The 19,179-nt window shown below is 73.4% G+C and carries 17 protein-coding genes; 7 read left to right on the forward strand and 10 right to left on the reverse strand.

Going from position 1 to position 19,179, the window contains the following annotated elements:
• Positions 1-96 precede the first annotated feature (96 nt).
• Positions 97-936, reverse strand: a complete 840-nt coding sequence (locus ACPC54_RS00005) for a serine hydrolase domain-containing protein (RefSeq protein ID WP_498959401.1) — start codon at positions 934-936, stop codon at positions 97-99.
• Between the two features lie 119 nt (positions 937-1,055).
• On the opposite strand from ACPC54_RS00005, the gene ACPC54_RS00010 reads away from it, so the two are divergent.
• Both ACPC54_RS00010 and ACPC54_RS00015 read left to right on the forward strand, forming a co-directional pair.
• Positions 1,056-1,559, forward strand: a complete 504-nt coding sequence (locus ACPC54_RS00010; protein WP_498959403.1) for a MerR family transcriptional regulator — start codon at positions 1,056-1,058, stop codon at positions 1,557-1,559.
• On the forward strand, positions 1,556-2,569 hold the full coding sequence (locus ACPC54_RS00015) for an aldo/keto reductase (RefSeq protein ID WP_498959405.1): 1,014 nt from the start codon (positions 1,556-1,558) through the stop codon (positions 2,567-2,569). The genes ACPC54_RS00010 and ACPC54_RS00015 overlap by 4 nt, the downstream gene beginning before the upstream one ends.
• 53 nt (positions 2,570-2,622) lie before the next feature.
• Here ACPC54_RS00015 and ACPC54_RS00020 read toward each other — a convergent pair whose 3' ends face one another.
• Positions 2,623-3,201: a TIGR03086 family metal-binding protein gene (locus ACPC54_RS00020; RefSeq protein WP_498959407.1), complete on the reverse strand. Its 579-nt coding sequence runs from the start codon at positions 3,199-3,201 to the stop codon at positions 2,623-2,625.
• Between the two features lie 103 nt (positions 3,202-3,304).
• Between ACPC54_RS00020 and ACPC54_RS00025 the strand changes: the two genes are divergently transcribed.
• On the forward strand, positions 3,305-4,315 hold the full coding sequence (locus ACPC54_RS00025; RefSeq protein ID WP_498959409.1) for a helix-turn-helix transcriptional regulator: 1,011 nt from the start codon (positions 3,305-3,307) through the stop codon (positions 4,313-4,315).
• A gap of 201 nt (positions 4,316-4,516) precedes the next feature.
• Here the strand turns inward: ACPC54_RS00025 and ACPC54_RS00030 are convergent, their stop codons facing one another.
• The 7 genes from ACPC54_RS00030 to ACPC54_RS00060 form a co-directional block, all read right to left on the reverse strand.
• A complete protein-coding gene (locus ACPC54_RS00030) occupies positions 4,517-5,728 on the reverse strand; it encodes an alpha/beta hydrolase (RefSeq protein ID WP_498959411.1) in 1,212 nt (403 codons plus the stop codon).
• A gap of 166 nt (positions 5,729-5,894) precedes the next feature.
• Entirely contained in the window at positions 5,895-6,254 is a 360-nt protein-coding gene (locus tag ACPC54_RS00035) for an MmcQ/YjbR family DNA-binding protein (protein ID WP_498959413.1), read from the reverse strand.
• A gap of 154 nt (positions 6,255-6,408) precedes the next feature.
• Complete coding sequence (locus ACPC54_RS00040; RefSeq protein WP_498959416.1) at positions 6,409-7,632, reverse strand: acyltransferase family protein; 1,224 nt, start codon at positions 7,630-7,632, stop codon at positions 6,409-6,411.
• 25 nt (positions 7,633-7,657) lie between these two features.
• Complete coding sequence (locus tag ACPC54_RS00045) at positions 7,658-8,776, reverse strand: alpha/beta hydrolase (protein WP_498959418.1); 1,119 nt, start codon at positions 8,774-8,776, stop codon at positions 7,658-7,660.
• Positions 8,777-8,914: 138 nt separating this feature from the next.
• Positions 8,915-9,589, reverse strand: coding sequence for a response regulator (locus tag ACPC54_RS00050; protein ID WP_498959420.1), 675 nt, complete (start codon positions 9,587-9,589; stop codon positions 8,915-8,917).
• 19 nt (positions 9,590-9,608) lie between these two features.
• The gene (locus tag ACPC54_RS00055) at positions 9,609-10,922 is read right to left on the reverse strand and encodes a sensor histidine kinase (protein ID WP_498959421.1); all 1,314 of its coding nucleotides are present in this window, start codon (positions 10,920-10,922) and stop codon (positions 9,609-9,611) included.
• A gap of 155 nt (positions 10,923-11,077) precedes the next feature.
• Entirely contained in the window at positions 11,078-11,755 is a 678-nt protein-coding gene (locus ACPC54_RS00060; protein WP_498959423.1) for a TetR/AcrR family transcriptional regulator, read from the reverse strand.
• A gap of 219 nt (positions 11,756-11,974) precedes the next feature.
• On the opposite strand from ACPC54_RS00060, the gene ACPC54_RS00065 reads away from it, so the two are divergent.
• Positions 11,975-13,579, forward strand: a complete 1,605-nt coding sequence (locus tag ACPC54_RS00065; protein ID WP_498959425.1) for an MFS transporter — start codon at positions 11,975-11,977, stop codon at positions 13,577-13,579.
• A gap of 93 nt (positions 13,580-13,672) precedes the next feature.
• Here ACPC54_RS00065 and aceE read toward each other — a convergent pair whose 3' ends face one another.
• On the reverse strand, positions 13,673-16,423 hold the full coding sequence (gene aceE, locus ACPC54_RS00070) for a pyruvate dehydrogenase (acetyl-transferring), homodimeric type (RefSeq protein WP_498959427.1): 2,751 nt from the start codon (positions 16,421-16,423) through the stop codon (positions 13,673-13,675).
• 517 nt (positions 16,424-16,940) lie between these two features.
• On the opposite strand from aceE, the gene ACPC54_RS00075 reads away from it, so the two are divergent.
• From ACPC54_RS00075 to ACPC54_RS00085, 3 genes are all read left to right on the forward strand, one after another.
• Positions 16,941-17,378, forward strand: a complete 438-nt coding sequence (locus ACPC54_RS00075) for a DUF3052 domain-containing protein (protein WP_498959429.1) — start codon at positions 16,941-16,943, stop codon at positions 17,376-17,378.
• 359 nt (positions 17,379-17,737) lie between these two features.
• Entirely contained in the window at positions 17,738-18,196 is a 459-nt protein-coding gene (locus tag ACPC54_RS00080) for a peroxiredoxin (RefSeq protein ID WP_498959431.1), read from the forward strand.
• Between the two features lie 139 nt (positions 18,197-18,335).
• Positions 18,336-18,911 (forward strand): TerD family protein, encoded by a 576-nt coding sequence (locus tag ACPC54_RS00085; RefSeq protein ID WP_369184119.1) that lies wholly within the window; start codon positions 18,336-18,338, stop codon positions 18,909-18,911.
• Positions 18,912-19,179 lie beyond the last annotated feature (268 nt).

Consider the following 19,179-nt stretch of genomic DNA (forward strand, 5'->3'; position numbering starts at 1 on the left):
CCTGGCTCGAGTTCTACAACACTCGACGCAGACACACCGCGCTCGGCGGCCAACCCCCGACCAGCAGGCTGTCACCAACGTCATGACCAAGTACACCTAGGCCGGCCCGCGCAGCTCGGCCAGGACGGCGTCCGAGAAGGGCGGCCAGGCCTCGGCGGCCCACGGGCCGAAGTCCCGGTCGGTGAGCGCGATGCAGGCCGCGCCGGCCTGCGGGTCGACCCACAGGAAGGTGCCGGACTGGCCGAAGTGGCCGAAGGTGGCGGGGGAGTTGGTGGTGCCCGTCCAGTGCGGGGACTTGCCGCCGCGGATCTCGAAGCCGAGGCCCCAGTCGTTCGGGCGGCGGTGGCCGTAGCCGGGCAGGACGCCGGAGGTGCCCGGGAAGGCGACCTCGCGGGTGGCCCGCCGGACGGTGGACGGGTCGAGCAGCTTGGGCGCCTGCAGCTCGGCGGCGAACCGGGCGAGGTCCGCGACGGTGGACAGGCCGCCGGCGCCGGCCGGGGACTTGTGCGCGGTGTTGATCAGGGTGTCGTTCATGCCCAGCGGCTCGAACACCGCCTCGGTGGCGTACCGGTGGAACGCGATCCCGGCGGCCTCGGACAGTGCCAGGGCCAGCGCGTCGAAGCCCGCGTTGGAGTAGAGCCGGCGGTTGCCCGGCTCGGCGAACACCCGGTCCTCGTCGAAGGCCAGGCCGGAGGTGTGCGCGAGCAGGTGCCGCACGGTCGATCCGGGCGGGCCGGCCGGGTCGTCCAGCTCGAACACGCCCTCCTCGACCGCGACCAGCGCCGCGTACGAGCTGAGCAGCTTGGTCACCGACGCCAGCGGGAACAGCTGCTGCTGCGGCCCGTGCGCGCCCAGCACGGCGCCGTCCGACCCCCGCACCACCGCCGCCGCGGCGTTGGGCACCGGCCAGTTCTCGATCATCCGCAAGCTCTCCATGGCACCGACTCTAGCCGGGGCCGACGGTGCCCGGCCGGGACGCTTGCTTGGAGTGCACTCCAACTCGATAGCGTCGTCACGTCGCACCGCACAGGTCGCACCGCACAGGGGGAACGTCCATGGCCGCATCAGTGCCCGACCGGGCCCGACTGCGCAGCTGCGCCGAGGTGTTCGCCCAGCCGGTGGGCGAGCCGGACCGGACCGCCCGGCACACCATCAGCGAGGTCGCCGCCGCCAGCGGGCTGACCGCGCACACCCTGCGCTGGTACGAGCGGATCGGCCTGCTCGACCCGATCGACCGGGCGGCCGGCGGCCAGCGCCGCTACTGCGACGGCGACCTGCACCGGCTGGCCTTCCTGGGCCGGCTGCGACTGACCGGCATGTCGGTGGCGGACATGCTCACCTACGTCGGCCTGGCCCGCCAGGGCCGGCAGACGTACGACGAGCGGCGCCAGCTGCTGGTCGACCAGCGCGAGGAGGTCCGGCAGAGGATCGTGGACCTGCAGGCCACCCTCGCCGTCCTCGACCACAAGATCGATCTCTACGCCGGGAAGGTCACCGACCACACCGGCGCCCCCGTCCAATGCCAGAACATCCGCGTAGAGGAAGAGTCGAGCGCATGACCAACCCCCTGCTCCCCACCGTCCGGCTCGGCACCGGCGGCCCGCTCGTCGGCGTCCAGGGCCTCGGCTGCATGGGCATGAGCGAGTTCTACGGCCCGACCGACACCGACGAGGCGCTCGCCACCCTGGGCGCCGCGCTGGAGGCCGGCGTCACCCTGTTCGACACCGCCGACATGTACGGCTTCGGCCGCAACGAGGAGTTCATCGGCCCGTTCGTCCGGGCCAACCGCGACAAGGTGGTGCTCGCCACCAAGTTCGCCATCGAGCGCAAGGAGGACGACCCGACCTACCGGGCCGTGCGCAACGACCCGGCGTACATCCGCTCCGCCGTCGACGCCTCGCTGCGCCGGCTCGGCGTGGACCACATCGACCTCTACTACATGCACCGCCGCAACCCGGAGGTGCCGCTGGCCGAATCGGTGGGCGCCATGGCCGAGTTGGTCGCGGCGGGCAAGGTGCGCCACCTCGGGCTGTCCGAGGTGACCGGCGCCGAGCTGCGCGAGGCGCACGCCGTGCACCCGATCGCCGCCGTGCAGTCCGAGTGGTCGGTGTTCTCCCGGGACGTCGAGCGGTCGGTCGTGCCGGCCGCCGCCGAACTCGGCGTCGGCTTCGTGCCGTACTCGCCGCTCGGGCGCGGCTTCCTGACCGGCGCGCTCCCGGCCGTCGAGCAGCTCGCGGCGGACGACTTCCGGCGCAGCCAGCCGCGCTACACCGGGGACAACGCGGCCGCCAACGCCGACCTGCTCGCCCCGCTGCGGGACGTTGCGGCGGCGCGCGGCGTGACGCTGGCCCAGGTCGCGCTGGCCTGGGTGCAGCAGCGGGCCGAGGTGCACGGGCTGGCCGTGGTGCCGATCCCCGGCACCCGCAAGCGCACCCGGCTCGTCGAGAACACCGGGGCAGCGACGCTGAAGCTGACCGCCGAGGAGCTGGCGCTGCTGGAGCCGATCGCCGGGAAGGTGACCGGCGCCCGGTACGCCGACATGAGCTCCACCTCCGCCGGCCGGGAGTAGGCCGGGGGAAACGTGACGAGCCCGGGGATTCCCAGGGCCCGTCACGTTCCGGGTCAGGCCTCGCGGCCCAGGAAGGCGGCCAGGCGGGTGTGCACGTCGGCGTCCTCGGCGACCGGCCGGGCGTCGGCGAACGGGATCCCGCCGCCGCGCTGCCCGGCCGGGAGCACGAACCGGGCGATGCCCAGGGCGGCCTGGGACAGGCCCTCGTCCATCGCGAAGCCCTTGTCGAGGGACTTCGCGATGTCCCAGGTGTGGGTCACCGTCTCCATCAGGTAGCCGCCGATCACGGCGCCGCCGGGCACCTCGCCCCAGGGCGCGAAGGTCGGGCGGCCGAGCTTGTCGTCCTGCGCCCAGGCGGCGGTCACCCGGGTGCGGGCGCGGCCCAGGGCGGCCGGCCAGCCGTCGTCGGCCGGGTCCTCGATGGCCGGAACGTGGTCCTCGGCGTGGCCGCCCTCGCCCATGTAGGCGAGGCGGTGGGTGGCGCCGATGACGTGGTTCAGCAGCTGGCGCAGCGTGTACTCCTCGCACGGCGTGGCCCGGTCGAGGTCGGCCGGGGTGACCGTCGCGACCAGCCGCTCCAGCTGGTCGAGGGCGGCGTGGTACTGCGGGCGGGAGTCCTGGGCGGCGGTCATGGGTGGTCAGCTCCGTGCTGTCGAGGGGCAGTTGGCCGTGCGGAGAGCAATCTCCCAGTAAAACCTGACAACTGCCGTCAGGATTGCTGGAATTCTCTGGTTCATGAAGGCCGACCGTCTGCTCTCGATCCTGCTGCTGCTCCAGACCCGGGGCCGGGTGCCCGCCACCGAGCTCGCCGAACGGCTGGAGGTGTCGGTCCGCACCATCTACCGCGACGTCGAGTCACTGTCCGCCGCCGGAGTGCCGGTGTTCAGCGAACGCGGCCGGCACGGCGGCATCCGGCTGCTGCCCGGCTACCGCACGGACGTCACCGGGATGACCGTGGACGAGGCCCGCGCGCTGTTCGTCCTCTCCTCCCAGGGCGCGCACAGCGACCTCGGGCTGGAGGGCGCGCTCGGCTCGGCGCTGCGCAAGGTGATGGCGGCGCTGCCCGCGCCGCACCGCCCGGCCGCCGAGCGGGTCAGCGAGCGGATCCTGGTCGATCCGGCCCGCTGGATGCAGAACGCCCCGGCCGGTGCCGGTGCCGGTGCCGGTCCTGGTCCCGGTCCTGGCACCGGGCCGGACCTGGGGGAGCTGCAGTACGCCGTCTTCGCCGACCGCCGCCTGCGGCTGCGCTACCGGCACAGCGGCACCCCCGCGCCGGTGGAGTACACGGCGGACCCGTACGGGCTGGTGAGCAAGGCCGCCGTCTGGTACCTGGTGGCCGATCTGCACGGCGAGCCGCGGCTGTTCCGGGCCGACCGGATCCTGACCGCCGAGACCACCGAGGAGGTGGTGCGGCGCCGCCCGGGGGTGGGGCTGGGCGAGGTGTGGGCGGTGCTGCGCGAGCAGGTGGAGCGGCTGCCGAAGGACGTGCCGGTGCGGGTGCGGGTCCGCCGGGCGCGGCTGGACATGTTCCTGCGCATCCACGGGGGCCGGCTCACCGCGCCGCCGCCCGAGGGGAGATCGGCGTCCGCCGAGGAGTGGACCGAGCTGGCGCTGGCCTTCCCGGCCCTGCCGGCCGTCCGGATGCTGCTCGCCTTCGGCGGGGACGTCGAGGCGCTGGCCCCGCCGGCCGCCCGCCGGGAGCTGGCGCGGGCGGCGGCGGAGGCCTTGCGGCTCTATCAGGACTGAATGCGGGGCTTAGGGCGCGTCTTGTGGATCTTGTCGGATCAGGCCGCGGCGTTGGGGTGCGTGCATCGCAAGGCGGAGGAGGGAGCCACTGCGGAGCATTGGCGACCGACGACAACGCGGCGAGGTGCGTGCCCTGGGGGTACCTCCCGGCCGGAGGCTGGGGGAGCGTCGCGGACCCGGCAAAGATCCGCAAGACGCGCCCTAGGACTTCGGGGCGCGGATGACGTCCTGGTAGTGGCCGAGCGAGATCGCCGCGAAGTTGTGCAGGCTGTCGGTGCCGTCGGTGAAGTAGCCGTTGTGGCCGGACGCGCGGGCCGAGGAGACGTCCTCGGCGCCGAAGCCGCTCGCGGTCGGGTCGGCGCCGTGGCCGAGCCCGCCGACCTCCAGGAACGGGACGTTGCCGATCCAGTCGCTGGGGTTGCGGGTGGCCCAGAGGTGCACGCCGCCGCCCAGCTCGCCGGTGCTCTGCACGCCCATGCCGGGGCTGCCGAACACCATCATGTCGGTGATGCCGGAGGTGTCGGACGGCGAGGCGGCCGCGCGCGGGATCTCCGGTGCGGCGGTGCCACAGACCACGGAGCCGTACGAGTGGCACAGCAGGGCCGGCGGCGCGTCCGGCCGGGTGGTCTCGCGCAGCCCGGCGAGCAGCCGCTGCAGCCGGGGCGCGCCGACGTCGGCGAGCCGGGAGGTGGCGGCGTCCGGGCCGAGGCCGGAGGGGGTGACGTAGCCGGTCCAGGCGATCACCGCGGTACGGGTGCCCGGGGCCTGGCGCTTCTCCTCGGCGTGCAGGGCACGGGCCATGCCGGCCGGGGAGCGCAGCGGCTCGGCGGTCTGGTCGAAGTGGCCGAGGTCGGCGTCCGAGCCGGGGACGACCACGGAGATCCGCTCGGCGTCCGCCAGGTCGCCCCACACCTCGGTGACGAGGCCGCGGCCGCGCGGGTCGAAGGCGAGGATCTGGCGCTCGGGGGCGAGCAGGTGCTCGACGTCGTTGGCGCGCGAGACGGCCAGCGCGCGGGTGTCCGAGTCCAGCTTGGGGTCGGCGGCCCGGGCCCGGGCGCGGTCCCGCTCCTCGGCGAGGGCGATCCTGTTGGCGCGGTAGCGCAGGTCGAGCGGGGCGCCGTCGAAGTTGCCGACGACCAGCGGGTAGGCCTTGATCAGCCGGTCCAGCTCGGTCGGGGCGAGCGAGGCGAAGAACTCCGAGGCGGTGGCCGGGCTGGTGGTGGCCGGGTCGGGCAGGCCGTGGCCGTAGCTGTGGTCCTGGACCCAGGCGGCGCTGCCGGCCGGCGGGGTGCTGATCGCCAGCTGCTCGGTGGCGGCGGCGGCCTGGGCGGCTGCCGCGCCGGCGTCGGCGAGCACGGCGCAGCCCGCGAACGCCCCGACCAGTACCCGCTTCCAGCGTCGACGGTTGCGCACCGCACCAACTCCCTTGGGCCCGTCACCGTTTCGCGGGCGGCGCCCGGAGGGTGTCTATGAGGACTGCTGAACTTCCCTGCGCAAGCCTAGAGGTCACAGGAGGGTGACGGACCCGACCAAACTGTGGGATGGCTCACATGAACCGGGGGTGTCGCCCCGGCGTCTCTCAGTGGTTCGTCCGCGCGTCCGCCGCCGCGTCGAACTCCCGTACCAGGCGCTTCGGTGCGGTGAGCCGCCAGGCCTCGGTGACCAGGTCCCGCAGCTCCTCCGGATCGACCAGGTCCAGCCGGACGCTCACCCAGCCGTGCCGGCCGACGTACCGGGCGGAGGAGAACACCTCGGGCTCGGCGGCGAGCAGTTCGGCCTGGTCGGCGGGAGTGGCCTTGACCGTGACGCTGTCGCCCTCGGGCGCGCCCATCGCGAAGATCTTGTGGCGGACCCGCAGGGTCTCGATCTCCCAGGTCGGCTCCTGGGCGGCCTCCGGCAGGGCCAGCGCCAGCGCGCGGAACTCGTCGAACGTCACCATGGCGGCAGGTTAGGGCACGGCGGTGACAACGCGCCCCCGGTGCGCGCCGAGGCGCGGCGGGGGCACCGGGCGCAGGCCCCGGCCCGGTGTCGACCGGCGGGGGCGCGCCGGCGGTGGGCCGCGCCCCCGGTCCGTCCCTGCCCTCCGGCGCGCGTCACACCACGCCCAGCGCGTACGCGGCGAAGAGCGCCGCCGCGGCCCCGGTCAGCGCCTTGCCGCCCCGGGAGAGGGCCGTCCAGGGCCCGTCGAAGCGCCGGGCGAACCACCCGATCGCCACCAGCACGGCCCCGAACAGCGGCAGCAGCGCCAGCCGGGCGGCCACCCAGCCGAGCGAGTCCGGTGCGGTGGTCAGCCCCGGGACGGCGCCCGGGCCGGCCGCGCCGGGCACCGCCACCGCGAGCATCGCGCTCTGGTGCCAGCAGAAGATCGTCATCGCGGACAGGTTCACCGCCACCACCGGCAGCCACAGCAGCGGACGGCCGGCCAGCAGCCGCCCCAGCCGCTCCCGCAGCAGCACCGCGGCGCCGCACTGGACGGCCGCCAGCGCGAGCACCAGCAGCGACGGCGGGTGCGAGTTGGTCCGCTCGACCCCCGGCACGCCGACCATGCTCGCCGGGTAGTGGAACACCAGCAGCAGCACCGCGAACAGCGCGCCGCCGCCCAGCAGCAGCACCCGGGCCGCCCGGCGGCCCAGCCGGCCCTGCGCCCACAGCACGCCCAGCTGATAGCCGAACAGCCAGCCCGGCAGGACGTTCAGCAGCCCGACCCAGGACGGCACCGCCGCGGCCCACGGCCCGTACCGCAGCAGGTCGACGACGGCGACGACGGCCACCAGCAGGCCCGCCGACCGGCCGCCGAAGCGCCGGCCGGCCGCCGCGCACAGCGGGGTGAGCGCCGTCAGCCCGAGGTAGACCGCGATGTACCAGAGCGGCTGCACCACCAGCGTGGCGCCGGTGCGCACGGTGTCCCCGGGCACGCCGAGCGCGGGCAGCAGCGACAGCGGCACCGCCCACACCGCCGCCACCCCGAGCACCGGGCGCAGCAGCCGGACGGCCCGCGCCCGCAGCCAACTCCCGTACGTCAGGCCCCTGTCGCGGGCCCGCTCCAGCGAGCGGACCGAGGAGTGGCCGCCGACCAGGAAGAACACCCCGAGCATCTGCAGCACCCAGCTGAGCGGGGCGAAGAAGCCGAGCGAGGAGAGCGGGCTGGCGTTGTGCAGGGCGCCGTCCGGGGAGAGGGTGAAGCCGCCGAGCAGCCAGTGCCCGATCGGCACCGCGAGCAGGGCGAGGGCGCGCAGGCCGTCGAGGGCGCGGTCGCGGGTGGCGGGGGTGCGGGCGTCGACCTGCCGGGCGGCGCGGCGCAGGGTGGCGAGGGCCATGGTGGGTACTCCTGCTCAGTGGTTCTCAGCGCCCGAGGGCGAGGGCGGCGTAGGCGGCGAGGGAGGCGGTGCCGGGGGCGAAGTAGCCGGTGTGGCCGTGGGAGCCGGTGGCGGGCAGCGGGCGGGCGCCGAAGCCGGGGTCGGTCGGGTCGGCGCCGTGGCCGAGGCCGAGCAGCCGCACGTGCGGGACGTCGCCGATCCAGTCGGAGCCGTTGCGCTCGGTGGCCCAGACCGGCACGCCCGGGTCGAGTTCGGCGGCGGAGCCGACGCCCATGCCGGGCGAGCCGAGCACCACCACGCCGGAGGCCTCGGCCGGGGTCGGGCGGGCCAGGCCGCAGACCACCGAGCCGTAGCTGTGGCAGAACACGGTGGCCGGGGCCTGCGGGCGGGTGCTCGCGGCGAGGCCGTCGAGCAGGCGGGTGAGGCGGGGGGCGCCGGCGGCGGCGAGGTCCTCGGTGGCGGCGTCCGGGCCGAGGCCGACCGGGGTGGTGTAGCCGGCCCAGGCGATCACGGCGGTGCGGCCGCCGGTGGCCCGGTGGAGGGCGCGGGCCATGCCGGCGGGGGTGCCGTACGGGTCGGCGGCGCGGTCGAAGTCGAGCAGGTCGATGTCCGAGCCGGGGACGATCACGGAGATCCGCGCCGCGTCGGCGAGGTCGCCGTACACCTCGGCGACCTGGCCGCGGCCGCGCGGGTCGAAGGCGAGGATCCGGCGGTCGCCGTCCAGCAGGGTGCGGTAGCGCTCGGCGCGGGTGCGGGCGGCCTCGTGGTCCTGCGGGGTGAGGGCGGGGTCGGCGGCGCGGGTGAGTTCGCGGGTGCGTTCGGCGGCGAGGGCGAGGGCGTTGGCCCGGTAGCGCAGGTGGATCGGGGCGCCGTCGAGGTTGCCGACGGTCAGCGGGTGCCGGGCGGCCAGGGCGTCCTGCTGGGCGGGGGTCAACGCGGCGAAGAAGGCGGCGACTTCGGCGGGTCGGGCGGTGGCCGGGTCCGGCGGGTGCAGGCCGAGGGCGGCGTCGGCGGTGAACTCGGCGGCGCCCGGGGGCGGGCCGGTGACGGCCGTCTGGGTGTCGGCGGACCAGCCGCCCGCGCCGAGCACCGCGGCCAGTGCCAGTGCGGCGGCGAACGCCCTCCTGCCTCGAAGCTTGCGCATGTCTTCCCGCTCTCCCCGGTCCGTTCGGTTGGTGACGGGGAGGAAGGTAGGAAGACGACGGCCCCGCGGACGTCGGTCCGCGGGGCCAACTCCCGGGTGATACCGGGGTATCAGCCGGGGTAGCGGGGCCTGCCGGTGCTACTGGCCCGGTGTCACCAGGCCGGACTCGTAGGCCAGCACCACCGCCTGGGCCCGGTCGCGCAGGTCGAGCTTGGCGAGGATGCGCCCGATGTGGGTCTTGACGGTCTGTTCGGCGAGCACCAGCTGCGCCGCGATCTCCTGGTTGGACAGGCCGCGGGCGATCAGCTCCAGCACCTCGGTCTCGCGCGGGGTCAGGCCGTTGAGCCGGACCTTGGGGTCGCGGCGCTTGGCGGGCCGGTTGCGGGCGAAGTCCTCGATCAGCCGGCGGGTGACCGAGGGCGCGAGCAGGGCCTCGCCGGCGGCGACGACCCGGACGGCGGCGATCAGGTCGGCGGGCGGGGCGTCCTTGAGGAGGAAGCCGCTGGCCCCGGCGCGCAGCGCCTCGTACACGTAGTCGTCCACGTCGAAGGTGGTCAGCATCAGCACCTTGGGCCGGTGCGCGCCGGGCACGGTGGGGTCGAGCAGCCGCCGGGCGGCCTCCAGGCCGTCCATGACGGGCATGCGGACGTCCATCAGCACCACGTCGGGGTGGGTGCGGCCGGCCACCTCCAGGGCCTCGGCGCCGTCCGCCGCGTCCCCCACCACGTCGATGTCGCTCTGGGCGCTGAGCAGGGCGGCGAAGCCGGCCCGCACCATGGCCTGGTCGTCGACGATGATCACGCGGATGGTCATGCGGGTGTCTCCCGGGGTGTCAGCGCTGGTCGGGCGGGCCGAGGGGCAGGACGGCGGCGACCTTGAAGCCGCCGTCCGGCAGCGGGCCGGTGTCCAGCCTGCCATCGACCAGTCGGACGCGTTCGCGCATTCCGGTCAGGCCCTGCCCGGTGCCCTCGACCGCGGCCTCCAGCGACTCGGTGCGCTGCGGCGGGGGCGCGTTGACGACGGTGACCAGCAGTGAGGGGCCGTCGACGGCGAGCGAGACCCAGGTGTGCGCGCCGGGCGCGTGCCGCACCACGTTGGCCAGCGCCTCCTGCACGATCCGGTAGGCGGACAGGTCGACGGTGGGCGGCACCGGCTCGGGCAGGTCCCCGGCGGCCAGCTCCTCGGCGACGCTGAGTTCGGCGGGCACCCCGGCCCGCCGCACCGTCTCGACCAGCTGGGCGAGTTGGGGGATGCCGGGCTGCGGGGCCTTCTCGGTGGCGGAGTCCTCGCTGCGCAGCACGCCGAGCAGCCGGCGCATCTCGGCCAGGGACTCGCGCGCGGTGCCGGCGATGGTGCCGAACTCCTCGGCGGCCTCGGGCGGGACGCCCGCGATCCGGTAGGGCGCGCTGGCGGCCTGCACCGCGATGACCGACATGTGGTGGGCCACCACGTCGTGCAACTCCCGGGCGATCCGGGCGCGTTCCTCCAGCAGGGTGCGGCGTTCGCGTTCCGCCTCGCTGATGTGCTCCTGCTCGGTGAGCAGCCGGCGGGCCTCGGCGCGGTCCCGGACGGCCCAGCCGAGCAGCAGCGCGGCGCCGCTGAGCGCGATCAGCAGGATGGTGGTGGCGTCGCCGGAGCGGGGCAGGCCGAGGGTGGTGGTGAGCGCGGTGAGCAGGACGGTGGCGACCCAGGCCGCGACCAGGGTGGCCCGGCTCTCGCGCAGCGCGAGGGCGAGCAGGAGGACGACGTACGCGATGATCATCGGCGCCGTCCACGGCCAGCTGCCGAGGAGGTGAGGGTGGCGGGCGGTGATGGCGGCGGTGATGACCAGGGTGGCGGCGCTGATCCACCAGGCGGCCAGCGGCCGGGTGATGGCGAGGAACAGCGGCGTGGTCTGGGCGACGGTGAGCGCGGCGGCGGCCGGCAGCTCCAGGTCGTAGAAGTGGACCAGCGCGGCGATCCCGGAGGGGATCAGCGCGGTCTGCAGGATCAGGGCGATGACGTACGGCAGCCGCCGGACCCAGCGTCGGCGGGAGGTGCCGAGCAGCGGGGTGTGGTCGCCGCTCGGGGTGGTCAGGTGGTGCCGCAGGGTGCGCAGTTGGCGCAGCGCGTACCTGCGGACGTCGGCTTCGGTGGGCGTCTTCATCGCGGGCCAGCCTAGGAGGCGGGCCCGCGCGGGTCGTCGGACTGGAGCGCGAACTTCCGGGTGCCACCGGCGTGCCGGGTGATACCCGGGTATGACGTGCCGGTGCTAGCGGTGCTACCGGCGCCGTACGGGCGGCGGCGCCGCGCGTGCCGGTGCTACGGGCGCCAGTGCCCGGCCAGGGCGGGGCCGAGGTGGTCGAGGTAGCGCTCGATGACGGAGACCATGCCCTCGGACCCGGCCGGCTGCTGTCCGGCGGTCCAGGACAGGTGGGCGGAGCGCAGCAGGCTGCCGAAGACGGCGGCGAGGACGACCGGACGCAGGTCCTCGGCGGGGTCGAGCCCTTCGCGTTCGGCGAGGATCTGGACGACCCGCCGCTCCTGTTCGGTGACCCGGCGCAGGTGGGCGGCGAGCAGCGCGGGCGTGTCCTCGATGATCCGCAGGAGTTCGAGGGCTCTGCTGATCGAGCCGGGCCCGGAGGTCTCGGCGTTCCCGAGATCGCGCCAGGACTTGATGATCGAGGCGCGCAGGGCCTCCAGTGGGGTCTCCTCGGCGGGGCGCTGTTCCAGGCACTCCAGGAAGTAGTTCTCGGCGTCGGCCATGACGGCGAGCGCGACCTCGTCCTTGTTGGCGAAGTAGCGGAAGAAGGTGCGCTGGGAGACGTCGACGGCGGAGGCGATCTCGTCGACGGTGGTCTGCGCGAAGCCCTGGCCGAGGAAGAGCAGGTGGGCGGCCTGGACGAGGGCGTCGCGGGTCTGCTGCTTCTTGCGCTCGCGGAGTCCGGGGGCCCGGCCGACGTCCTCGCGGGCGGCGGGGCGGGGGGAGTGAACGGCCATGGCGGGGGCCTTCCGGGGCGCTGGTGGTGGGTCGGTGAGGTGCACCACCTTAACCCTCGGCTCGAATGTCAGTGCAGGTCAGAAGACAGTGTTTGCCGAATGTCAGTAGCTGACATAATCTGCGGGAGTGGCGCTCGTCGGCCGGGCACTCGTGGGGACGGGTGGGCCGACGCAGCGCCACCCCCTTGTTCCGCCCCTGCCTCCCCTGGAGGGCCCCAGATGAGCCAGTCCGTCGTCAAGAACTCGGAGGCGGACACCCCGCCGCCGTCCGCACCGCCCGCCGGGGGAGGCCTCAAGGGGCACCCCTGGCTCACCCTGCTGACCGTCGCGGTCGGCGTCATGATGGTCGCGCTGGACGGCACGATCGTCGCCATCGCCAACCCGGTGATCCAGGAGAAGCTGCACGCCGCGCCCTCCGAGATCCAGTGGGTCACCAGCGGCTACCTGCTGGCCCTCGCGGTCTTCCTGATCACCGCCGGGAAGATCGGCGACCGCTTCGGCCACAAGACGACGTTCCTGGTCGGCGCGGTCGGCTTCGCCGCCGCCTCGGCCGCGATCGGCTTCGCGGGCAACATCCAGACCGTGATCGTCTTCCGGGTGCTCCAGGGCCTGTTCGGCGCGCTGCTCCAGCCCGCCGCCCTCGGCCTGCTGCGCGGATCCTTCCCGGCCGAGCGGCTGAACATGGCGATCGGCATCTGGGGCGGGGTGATCGGCGCCTCCACCGCGGCCGGCCCGATCGTCGGCGGCCTGCTGGTCGAGCACGTCAACTGGGAGTCGGTGTTCTTCATCAACGTCCCGGTCGGCCTGCTGGCGCTGGGCCTGGGCCTGTGGATCCTGCTGGACGTCCGGGCCGAGAAGGCCGCCAAGTCCTTCGACCTGCCCGGCATCGCGCTGCTCTCGGCCGGGATGTTCGCCCTGGTCTTCGGCATCATCAAGGCTCCCACCTGGGGCTGGGGCGACGGGCGGACGCTGCTCTGCCTGATCGGCGCGGCCGTGCTGATGGTGCTGTTCGCGCTCTGGCAGACCCGGGCGAAGGAACCGCTGATCCCGCTCGGTCTGTTCCGCTCGGTGCCGCTGTCGGCGGGCACGCTGCTGATGGTGCTGATGGCCTTCGCGTTCTTCGGCGCGCTCTTCTTCGTGACCTTCTACCTGCAGAACGTGCACGGCATGTCGCCGGTCCAGGCCGGCGTCCACCTGCTGCCGATGACCGCCATGATGATCGTCGGTTCGCCCGTGGCCGGCCTGGCGATCGGCAAGCTCGGCCCGCGCATCCCGATCGTCGCCGGCATGCTGCTCACCACCGTCGCCATGTACGGCATGTCCACCCTGGACACCGGCTCGGGCAACGGCGTGCTCGCGCTCTGGTTCGTCATGCTGGGCCTCGGCATCAGCCCGGTCATGGTCGGCGCCACCGAGGTGATCGTCGGCAACGCCCCGCTGGAGCTGTCCGGCGTGGCCGGCGGCCTGCAGCAGGCCGCGATGCAGGTCGGCGGCAGCCTCGGCACCGCCGTGCTGGGCGCCCTGATGGCCGCCCGGGTCGGCGACCGGCTGCCCGAGAAGTGGGCCGCGGCCGGCCTGCCGCCGGTCGAGGGCGAGCAGGCCGAGGGCCTCAAGCAGGCCGCCCAGCTCGGCATCGCCCCGCCGGCCCCGCCCGGCACCTCGCAGCAGGCGGCGGACGCGATGGCCGGCGCCGTGCACGAGTCCTTCGTCAGCGGCATGTCGCTGGCCTTCGCGATCGCCGCCGTGGTCGCCTTCGGCGCGGCCGTGCTCGGCCTGCTCACCCGCCGCGGCAGCACCGACGCGGGCCCGGCCGTGCACGTCTGATCCCGCGCCGCCGCCGGACGCCGAAGGGCCGGACCCCCGTACGGGAGTCCGGCCCTTCAGGCGTCACGCGCCCCTCGGGGCGTCAGCAGCCGGTCAGGCGTCGCCGCCGGCGGCACCCGGGTCGGCCGCCGCCACGTCCAGCAGCTGGTAGCGGTCGATCGCGTCCTTCAGCGCCGAACGGTCGATCTTGCCCTGCTTGGCGAGCTCGGTGAGCACCGCCAGCACGACCGACTGCGCGTCGATGTGGAAGAAGCGACGGGCCGCGCCGCGGGTGTCGGCGAAGCCGAAGCCGTCCGCACCCAGCGACTGGTACTGGCCCGGCACCCAGCGGGCGATCTGGTCCGGCACCGCGCGCATCCAGTCGGACACCGCGACGAACGGGCCCTCGGAGCCGTGCAGCTTGGTGGTGACGTACGGCACGCGCTGCTGCTCCTCGGGGTGCAGCAGGTTGAACTCCTCGGCCTCCACCGCCTCGCGGCGCAGCTCGTTCCAGGAGGTCGCGGACCAGACGTCGGCCTTGACGTTCCACTCCTCGGCGAGGATGCGCTGGGCCTCCAGGGCCCACGGCACCGCCACGCCGGAGGCGAGGATCTGGGCCGGGATCTGGCCGGCAGTGGCCGGCGCGTACTTGTGCAGACCCTTGAGGATGCCCTCGACGTCGACGTTCTCGGGCTCGGCCGGCATCTTGATCGGCTCGTTGTACACGGTGAGGTAGTAGAAGACGTCCTCGCCGTTCGGGTGCTCGGCGCTGGAGCCGTACATCCGGCGCAGACCGTCCTGGACGATGTGCGCGATCTCGAAGCCGTACGCGGGGTCGTACGCGACGACGCCCGGGTTGGTCGAGGCCAGCAGGTGCGAGTGGCCGTCCGCGTGCTGCAGGCCCTCACCGGTCAGGGTGGTGCGGCCGGCGGTGGCGCCGAGCACGAAGCCGCGGGCCAGCTGGTCGGCCATCTGCCAGAACTGGTCGCCGGTGCGCTGGAACCCGAACATCGAGTAGAAGACGTACACCGGGATCAGCGGCTCGCCGTGGGTGGCGTAGGCCGAGCCGGCGGCGATCAGCGAGGCGGTGCAGCCGGCCTCGGAGATGCCGTCGTGCAGCATCTGGCCCTTCGGCGACTCCTTGTAGGCCAGCAGCAGGTCGCGGTCGACCGACTCGTAGGTCTGGCCCATCGGGTTGTAGATCTTCGCCGAGGGGAACAGCGAGTCCATGCCGAAGGTGCGGTACTCGTCGGGCGCGATCGGCACGAAGCGGTTGCCGATGCCCTTGTCCCGCATGAGGTCCTTGAGCAGCCGGACGAACGCCATGGTGGTGGCGATGGTCTGGTTGCCGGAGCCCTTCTTGACCGCCTTGTACGCGTCGTCGCCCGGCAGCTCCAGCTTGCGCGGGCGCACCTTGCGGGTCGGCATGTAGCCGCCGAGCTCCTGCCGGCGGTCGTGCATGTACTGGATCTCTTCCGAGTCGCGGCCCGGGTGGTAGTAGGGCGGGTAGCCCTCGTCGAGCTGCTTGTCGGTGATCGGCAGGTGCAGCCGGTCGCGGAAGCGCTTCAGGTCCTCGACCGTCAGCTTCTTCATCTGGTGGGTGGCGTTGCGGCCCTCGAAGTTGGGGCCGAGCGTCCAGCCCTTGACCGTCTGGGCCAGGATGACCGTCGGCTGGCCCTTGTGCTCGCGGGCCGCCTTGAACGCCGCGTAGACCTTCTTGTGGTCGTGGCCGCCGCGACCCAGGTGCTGGATCTGCTGGTCGGTCATGTTCTCGACCATGGCCCGCAGGCGCAGGTCGCTGCCGAAGAAGTGCTCGCGGATGTAGTCGCCGGTCTCGGTGGCGTAGGTCTGGAACTGACCGTCCGGCGTGGTGTTCATCTTGTTCACCAGGACGCCGTCGCGGTCCTGCGCGAGCAGCGGGTCCCAGCTGCGGTCCCAGATCAGCTTGATCACGTTCCAGCCGGCGCCCCGGAACTGGGACTCCAGCTCCTGGATGATCTTGCCGTTGCCGCGGACCGGGCCGTCCAGGCGCTGCAGGTTGCAGTTGACCACGAAGGTCAGGTTGTCCAGGCCCTCGCGGGCCGCCAGCGACAGCTGGCCGAGCGACTCGGGCTCGTCCATCTCGCCGTCGCCGAGGAAGGCGTAGACGTGCGAGTCGGAGGTGTCCTTGATGCCGCGGTGCTCCAGGTACCGGTTCATCCGGGCCTGGTAGATCGCGCCGAGCGGGCCGAGGCCCATCGAGACGGTCGGGAACTCCCAGAAGTCCGGCATCAGCCGCGGGTGCGGGTAGCTGGACAGGCCGTACGGGGCCTTCGACTTCTCCTGGCGGAACGCGTCGAGCTGCTGCTCGCTGAGTCGGTCCAGCAGGAACGCGCGGGCGTAGATGCCGGGGGAGGCGTGACCCTGGAAGAAGATCTGGTCGCCGGACTCGCCCTCGGCGTCCTTGCCACGGAAGAAGTAGTTGAAGCCGACGTCGTACAGCGACGCGGAGGAGGCGAAGGTGGCGATGTGGCCACCCACGCCGATGCCCGGGCGCTGCGCCCGGGACACCATCACGGCCGCGTTCCAGCGGGTCGCGTTGAGGATCTTGCGCTCGATCTCCTCGTTGCCGGGGAAGAACGGCTCGTCCTTGGTGGCGATGGTGTTGACGTAGTCCGTGCTGCGCATCTCGGGCACGGCGACACGCTTCTCGCGGGCGCGCTCGATCAGCCGCAGCATGAGGTAGCGGGCGCGCTCACGCCCGCGCTCGTCGATGGCCGCATCGAGCGACTCCAGCCATTCCGCGGTCTCCTCGGGATCGAAGTCCGGGACCTGACTCGGAAGGCCGCCAATGATGATCGGGTTGCGATCGGATCCGGAAGCCACGCTGTTCCTTCACTGTCGGTCGAAACTGAGGTGTGTCGCGCCGCCTCCATCGTGCTACCGCGCTCGGAGATCCGTCATCTCTACCGATCGGTAACCGTCTCGCCTGGTGGGCGGTCCGGTCTGGCGGCGCGCGGTCCGGGCTTCGTCGCCCGCCCCGCACACCCCCGGGTGTTACGAACAGAGGTGGTCCGACCTGGTTTCCCGTTCCGCCCGATGGCGGGCGGCCGGGGTGAGGGCCAACAGGAGACTCTACGCCCGCGCACGCGCGGACCCGAACGCCGTTCGCATCTCGGGCACGCGTACGGCCTGTGGGCCGGGACCACCCGAAGCATCCTTGTCCCACGCAGAGAAGGGCAAATCGGTGTGATTCCCGACACGTCGACCGGCGTGTCCCCCTGTGACACGTCAACCTTTGGAGGGGATCGGGGGTCGGGTACTTGCGCGAACCGCCGGTCCCGTGTGGACTACGGCCACAGCCTCGGCATGGACGCCGAGCCGAATACTGGAGGTTATTCCCGTGAGCGCGACCGCGGACCCCGCGGACAAGTCCAACCCGGCGGCCCGTCTTGGCTTCGAAGAGGGCCAGATCGTCCAGGAGCTGGGGTACGACGACGACACTGACCAGGATCTCCGCGAGGGCATCGAGGAGATCACCGGGACGGATCTCGTCGACGAGGACTACGACGACGTCGCCGACGCCGTCCTGCTGTGGCACCGCGAGGATGACGGGGATCTCACCGACTCCCTCGTCGACGCGCTGGAGTACCTCGCCGAGGGCGGCCTGATCTGGCTGCTGACGCCGAAGACCGGCCGGGACGGCCACATCGAGGCCTCCGACATCGCGGACGCGGCCAAGACCGCCGGCCTCTCGCAGACCAGCTCGATCGCCGTGGCGAAGGACTGGGCGGCCACCCGGCTCGCGACCAAGTCCACCAAGGCGACCGGCAAGCGCTGACACGGACCCCGTGGCCCCGCACCGGGCCCCGCCGGAGGAGACTCCCGGCGGGGCCCGGTGCCTTTTCCGGGCCTTCCCGGGCCTTCCCGGGCCGTGTTCCGGGCCTTCCCGGGCCGTGTTCCGGGCCTGGCGGGGCCCGGTGCGCCTGCGGCCGGGTCGGGGTGCCTTCGTCCGCTTTCGGTGGCTTCCGGCAGCTTCCGGCAGCTTCCGGCCACTTCCGCCGCGTTCGCCCAGGGCGAACGGGCGCGGGCCGCCCGGCCGGCCTCGTCATCCGTTCGGCCGAACGTGCGCGAGTGAATGCGAGGATGAGGCCCGTCGCGCCCCTCGCGCGGCCCGGTCGCGTCAGAAAGGTCCCGCTCATGGCCATCGAGGTCGGCACCCAGGCTCCGGACTTCGAGCTCCCCGACCAGCACGGGCAGGCCGTCCGGCTCACCGACTTCCGCGGCGCCAAGCACGTCGTCCTGGTCTTCTACCCGTTCACCTTCACCGGCGTGTGCACCGGCGAGCTGGGTGCCCTCCAGCGGGAGCTGGACGGGCTGCAGAACGACGACGTCCAGGTGCTCGCCGTCTCCTGCGACTCGCAGTTCTCCCAGCGCGTGTTCGCCGACCGCGAGGGCCTGGACTTCCCGCTGCTCGCCGACTTCTGGCCGCACGGCGCGACCGCCCGCGCCTACGGCGTGCTCGACGAGGAACGCGGCTGCCCGCTGCGCGGCACCTTCGTGATCGACCGGGCCGGTACGGTGCGCTGGAGCGTCGTCAACGGCCTCCCGGACGCCCGGGACGAGCAGGAGTACCTGAAGGCCCTGGCGGGTCTCTGACGCCCTTCGCGGGTGCGCACGGGAACCGCGCACTACGCTCGGGCCGTTGGCGGATGGGGCGTACGTCCGATTTCGGGCGCTCGCGCCCCGCACCGCACCGCCGGGGGCACCACCGTGCCTCCCGATTCTTGGAGGGCACGTGGGAGTCAGCCTCAGCAAGGGCGGCAACGTCTCGCTCACGAAGGAGGCCCCCGGCCTCCAGGCCGTCGTGGTCGGCCTGGGCTGGGACGTCCGGACCACCACCGGGACGGACTTCGACCTGGACGCCAGCGCGCTGCTCTGCAACGAGCAGGGCAAGGTCGCCTCGGACGGCAACTTCGTGTTCTTCAACAACCTGAAGAGCCCGGACGGTTCCGTCGAGCACACCGGTGACAACCGCACCGGCGAGGGCGAGGGCGACGACGAGGCGATCAAGGTCAACCTGGCCGGCGTCCCCGCGGACGTCCAGAAGATCGTCTTCCCGGTGTCGATCTACGACGCCGAGGGCCGCGGCCAGAGCTTCGGCCAGGTGCGCAACGCCTTCATCCGGGTGGTCAACCAGGCGAACAACGTGGAGCTGGCGCGCTACGACCTCTCCGAGGACGCCTCGACCGAGACCGCGATGGTCTTCGGCGAGCTGTACCGCAACGGCGCCGAGTGGAAGTTCCGCGCCATCGGCCAGGGCTACGCCTCGGGCCTGCGCGGCATCGCCCAGGACTTCGGCGTCAACGTCTGACGTTCTGCGGGCCTGCCGGAGCCCCGTTCGGGCTCCGTCCGGGCTCTGTTCGGAGTTCCGAGCGGAGTTCCGTGCGGTTCTTGGCAGTTCGAGCTTTTCCCGGGGCGGGGCCCCCCCCCCCGGGGGGGGGGGGGCCCCCCCCCGGGGGGGGGGGCGCGGGCCGGGGGGGGGGGGGGGGGGGGGGGGGGGGGGGGGGGGCCGGGGGGGCGCCGCGGTCCGTCGCGCATCCATCGGAGCAGTGTGCGACCTATTCCGGCGACAGGTCCAG

The organism is Kitasatospora sp. NPDC094028 (assembly GCF_049543595.1).
Lineage (GTDB): Bacteria > Actinomycetota > Actinomycetes > Streptomycetales > Streptomycetaceae > Kitasatospora.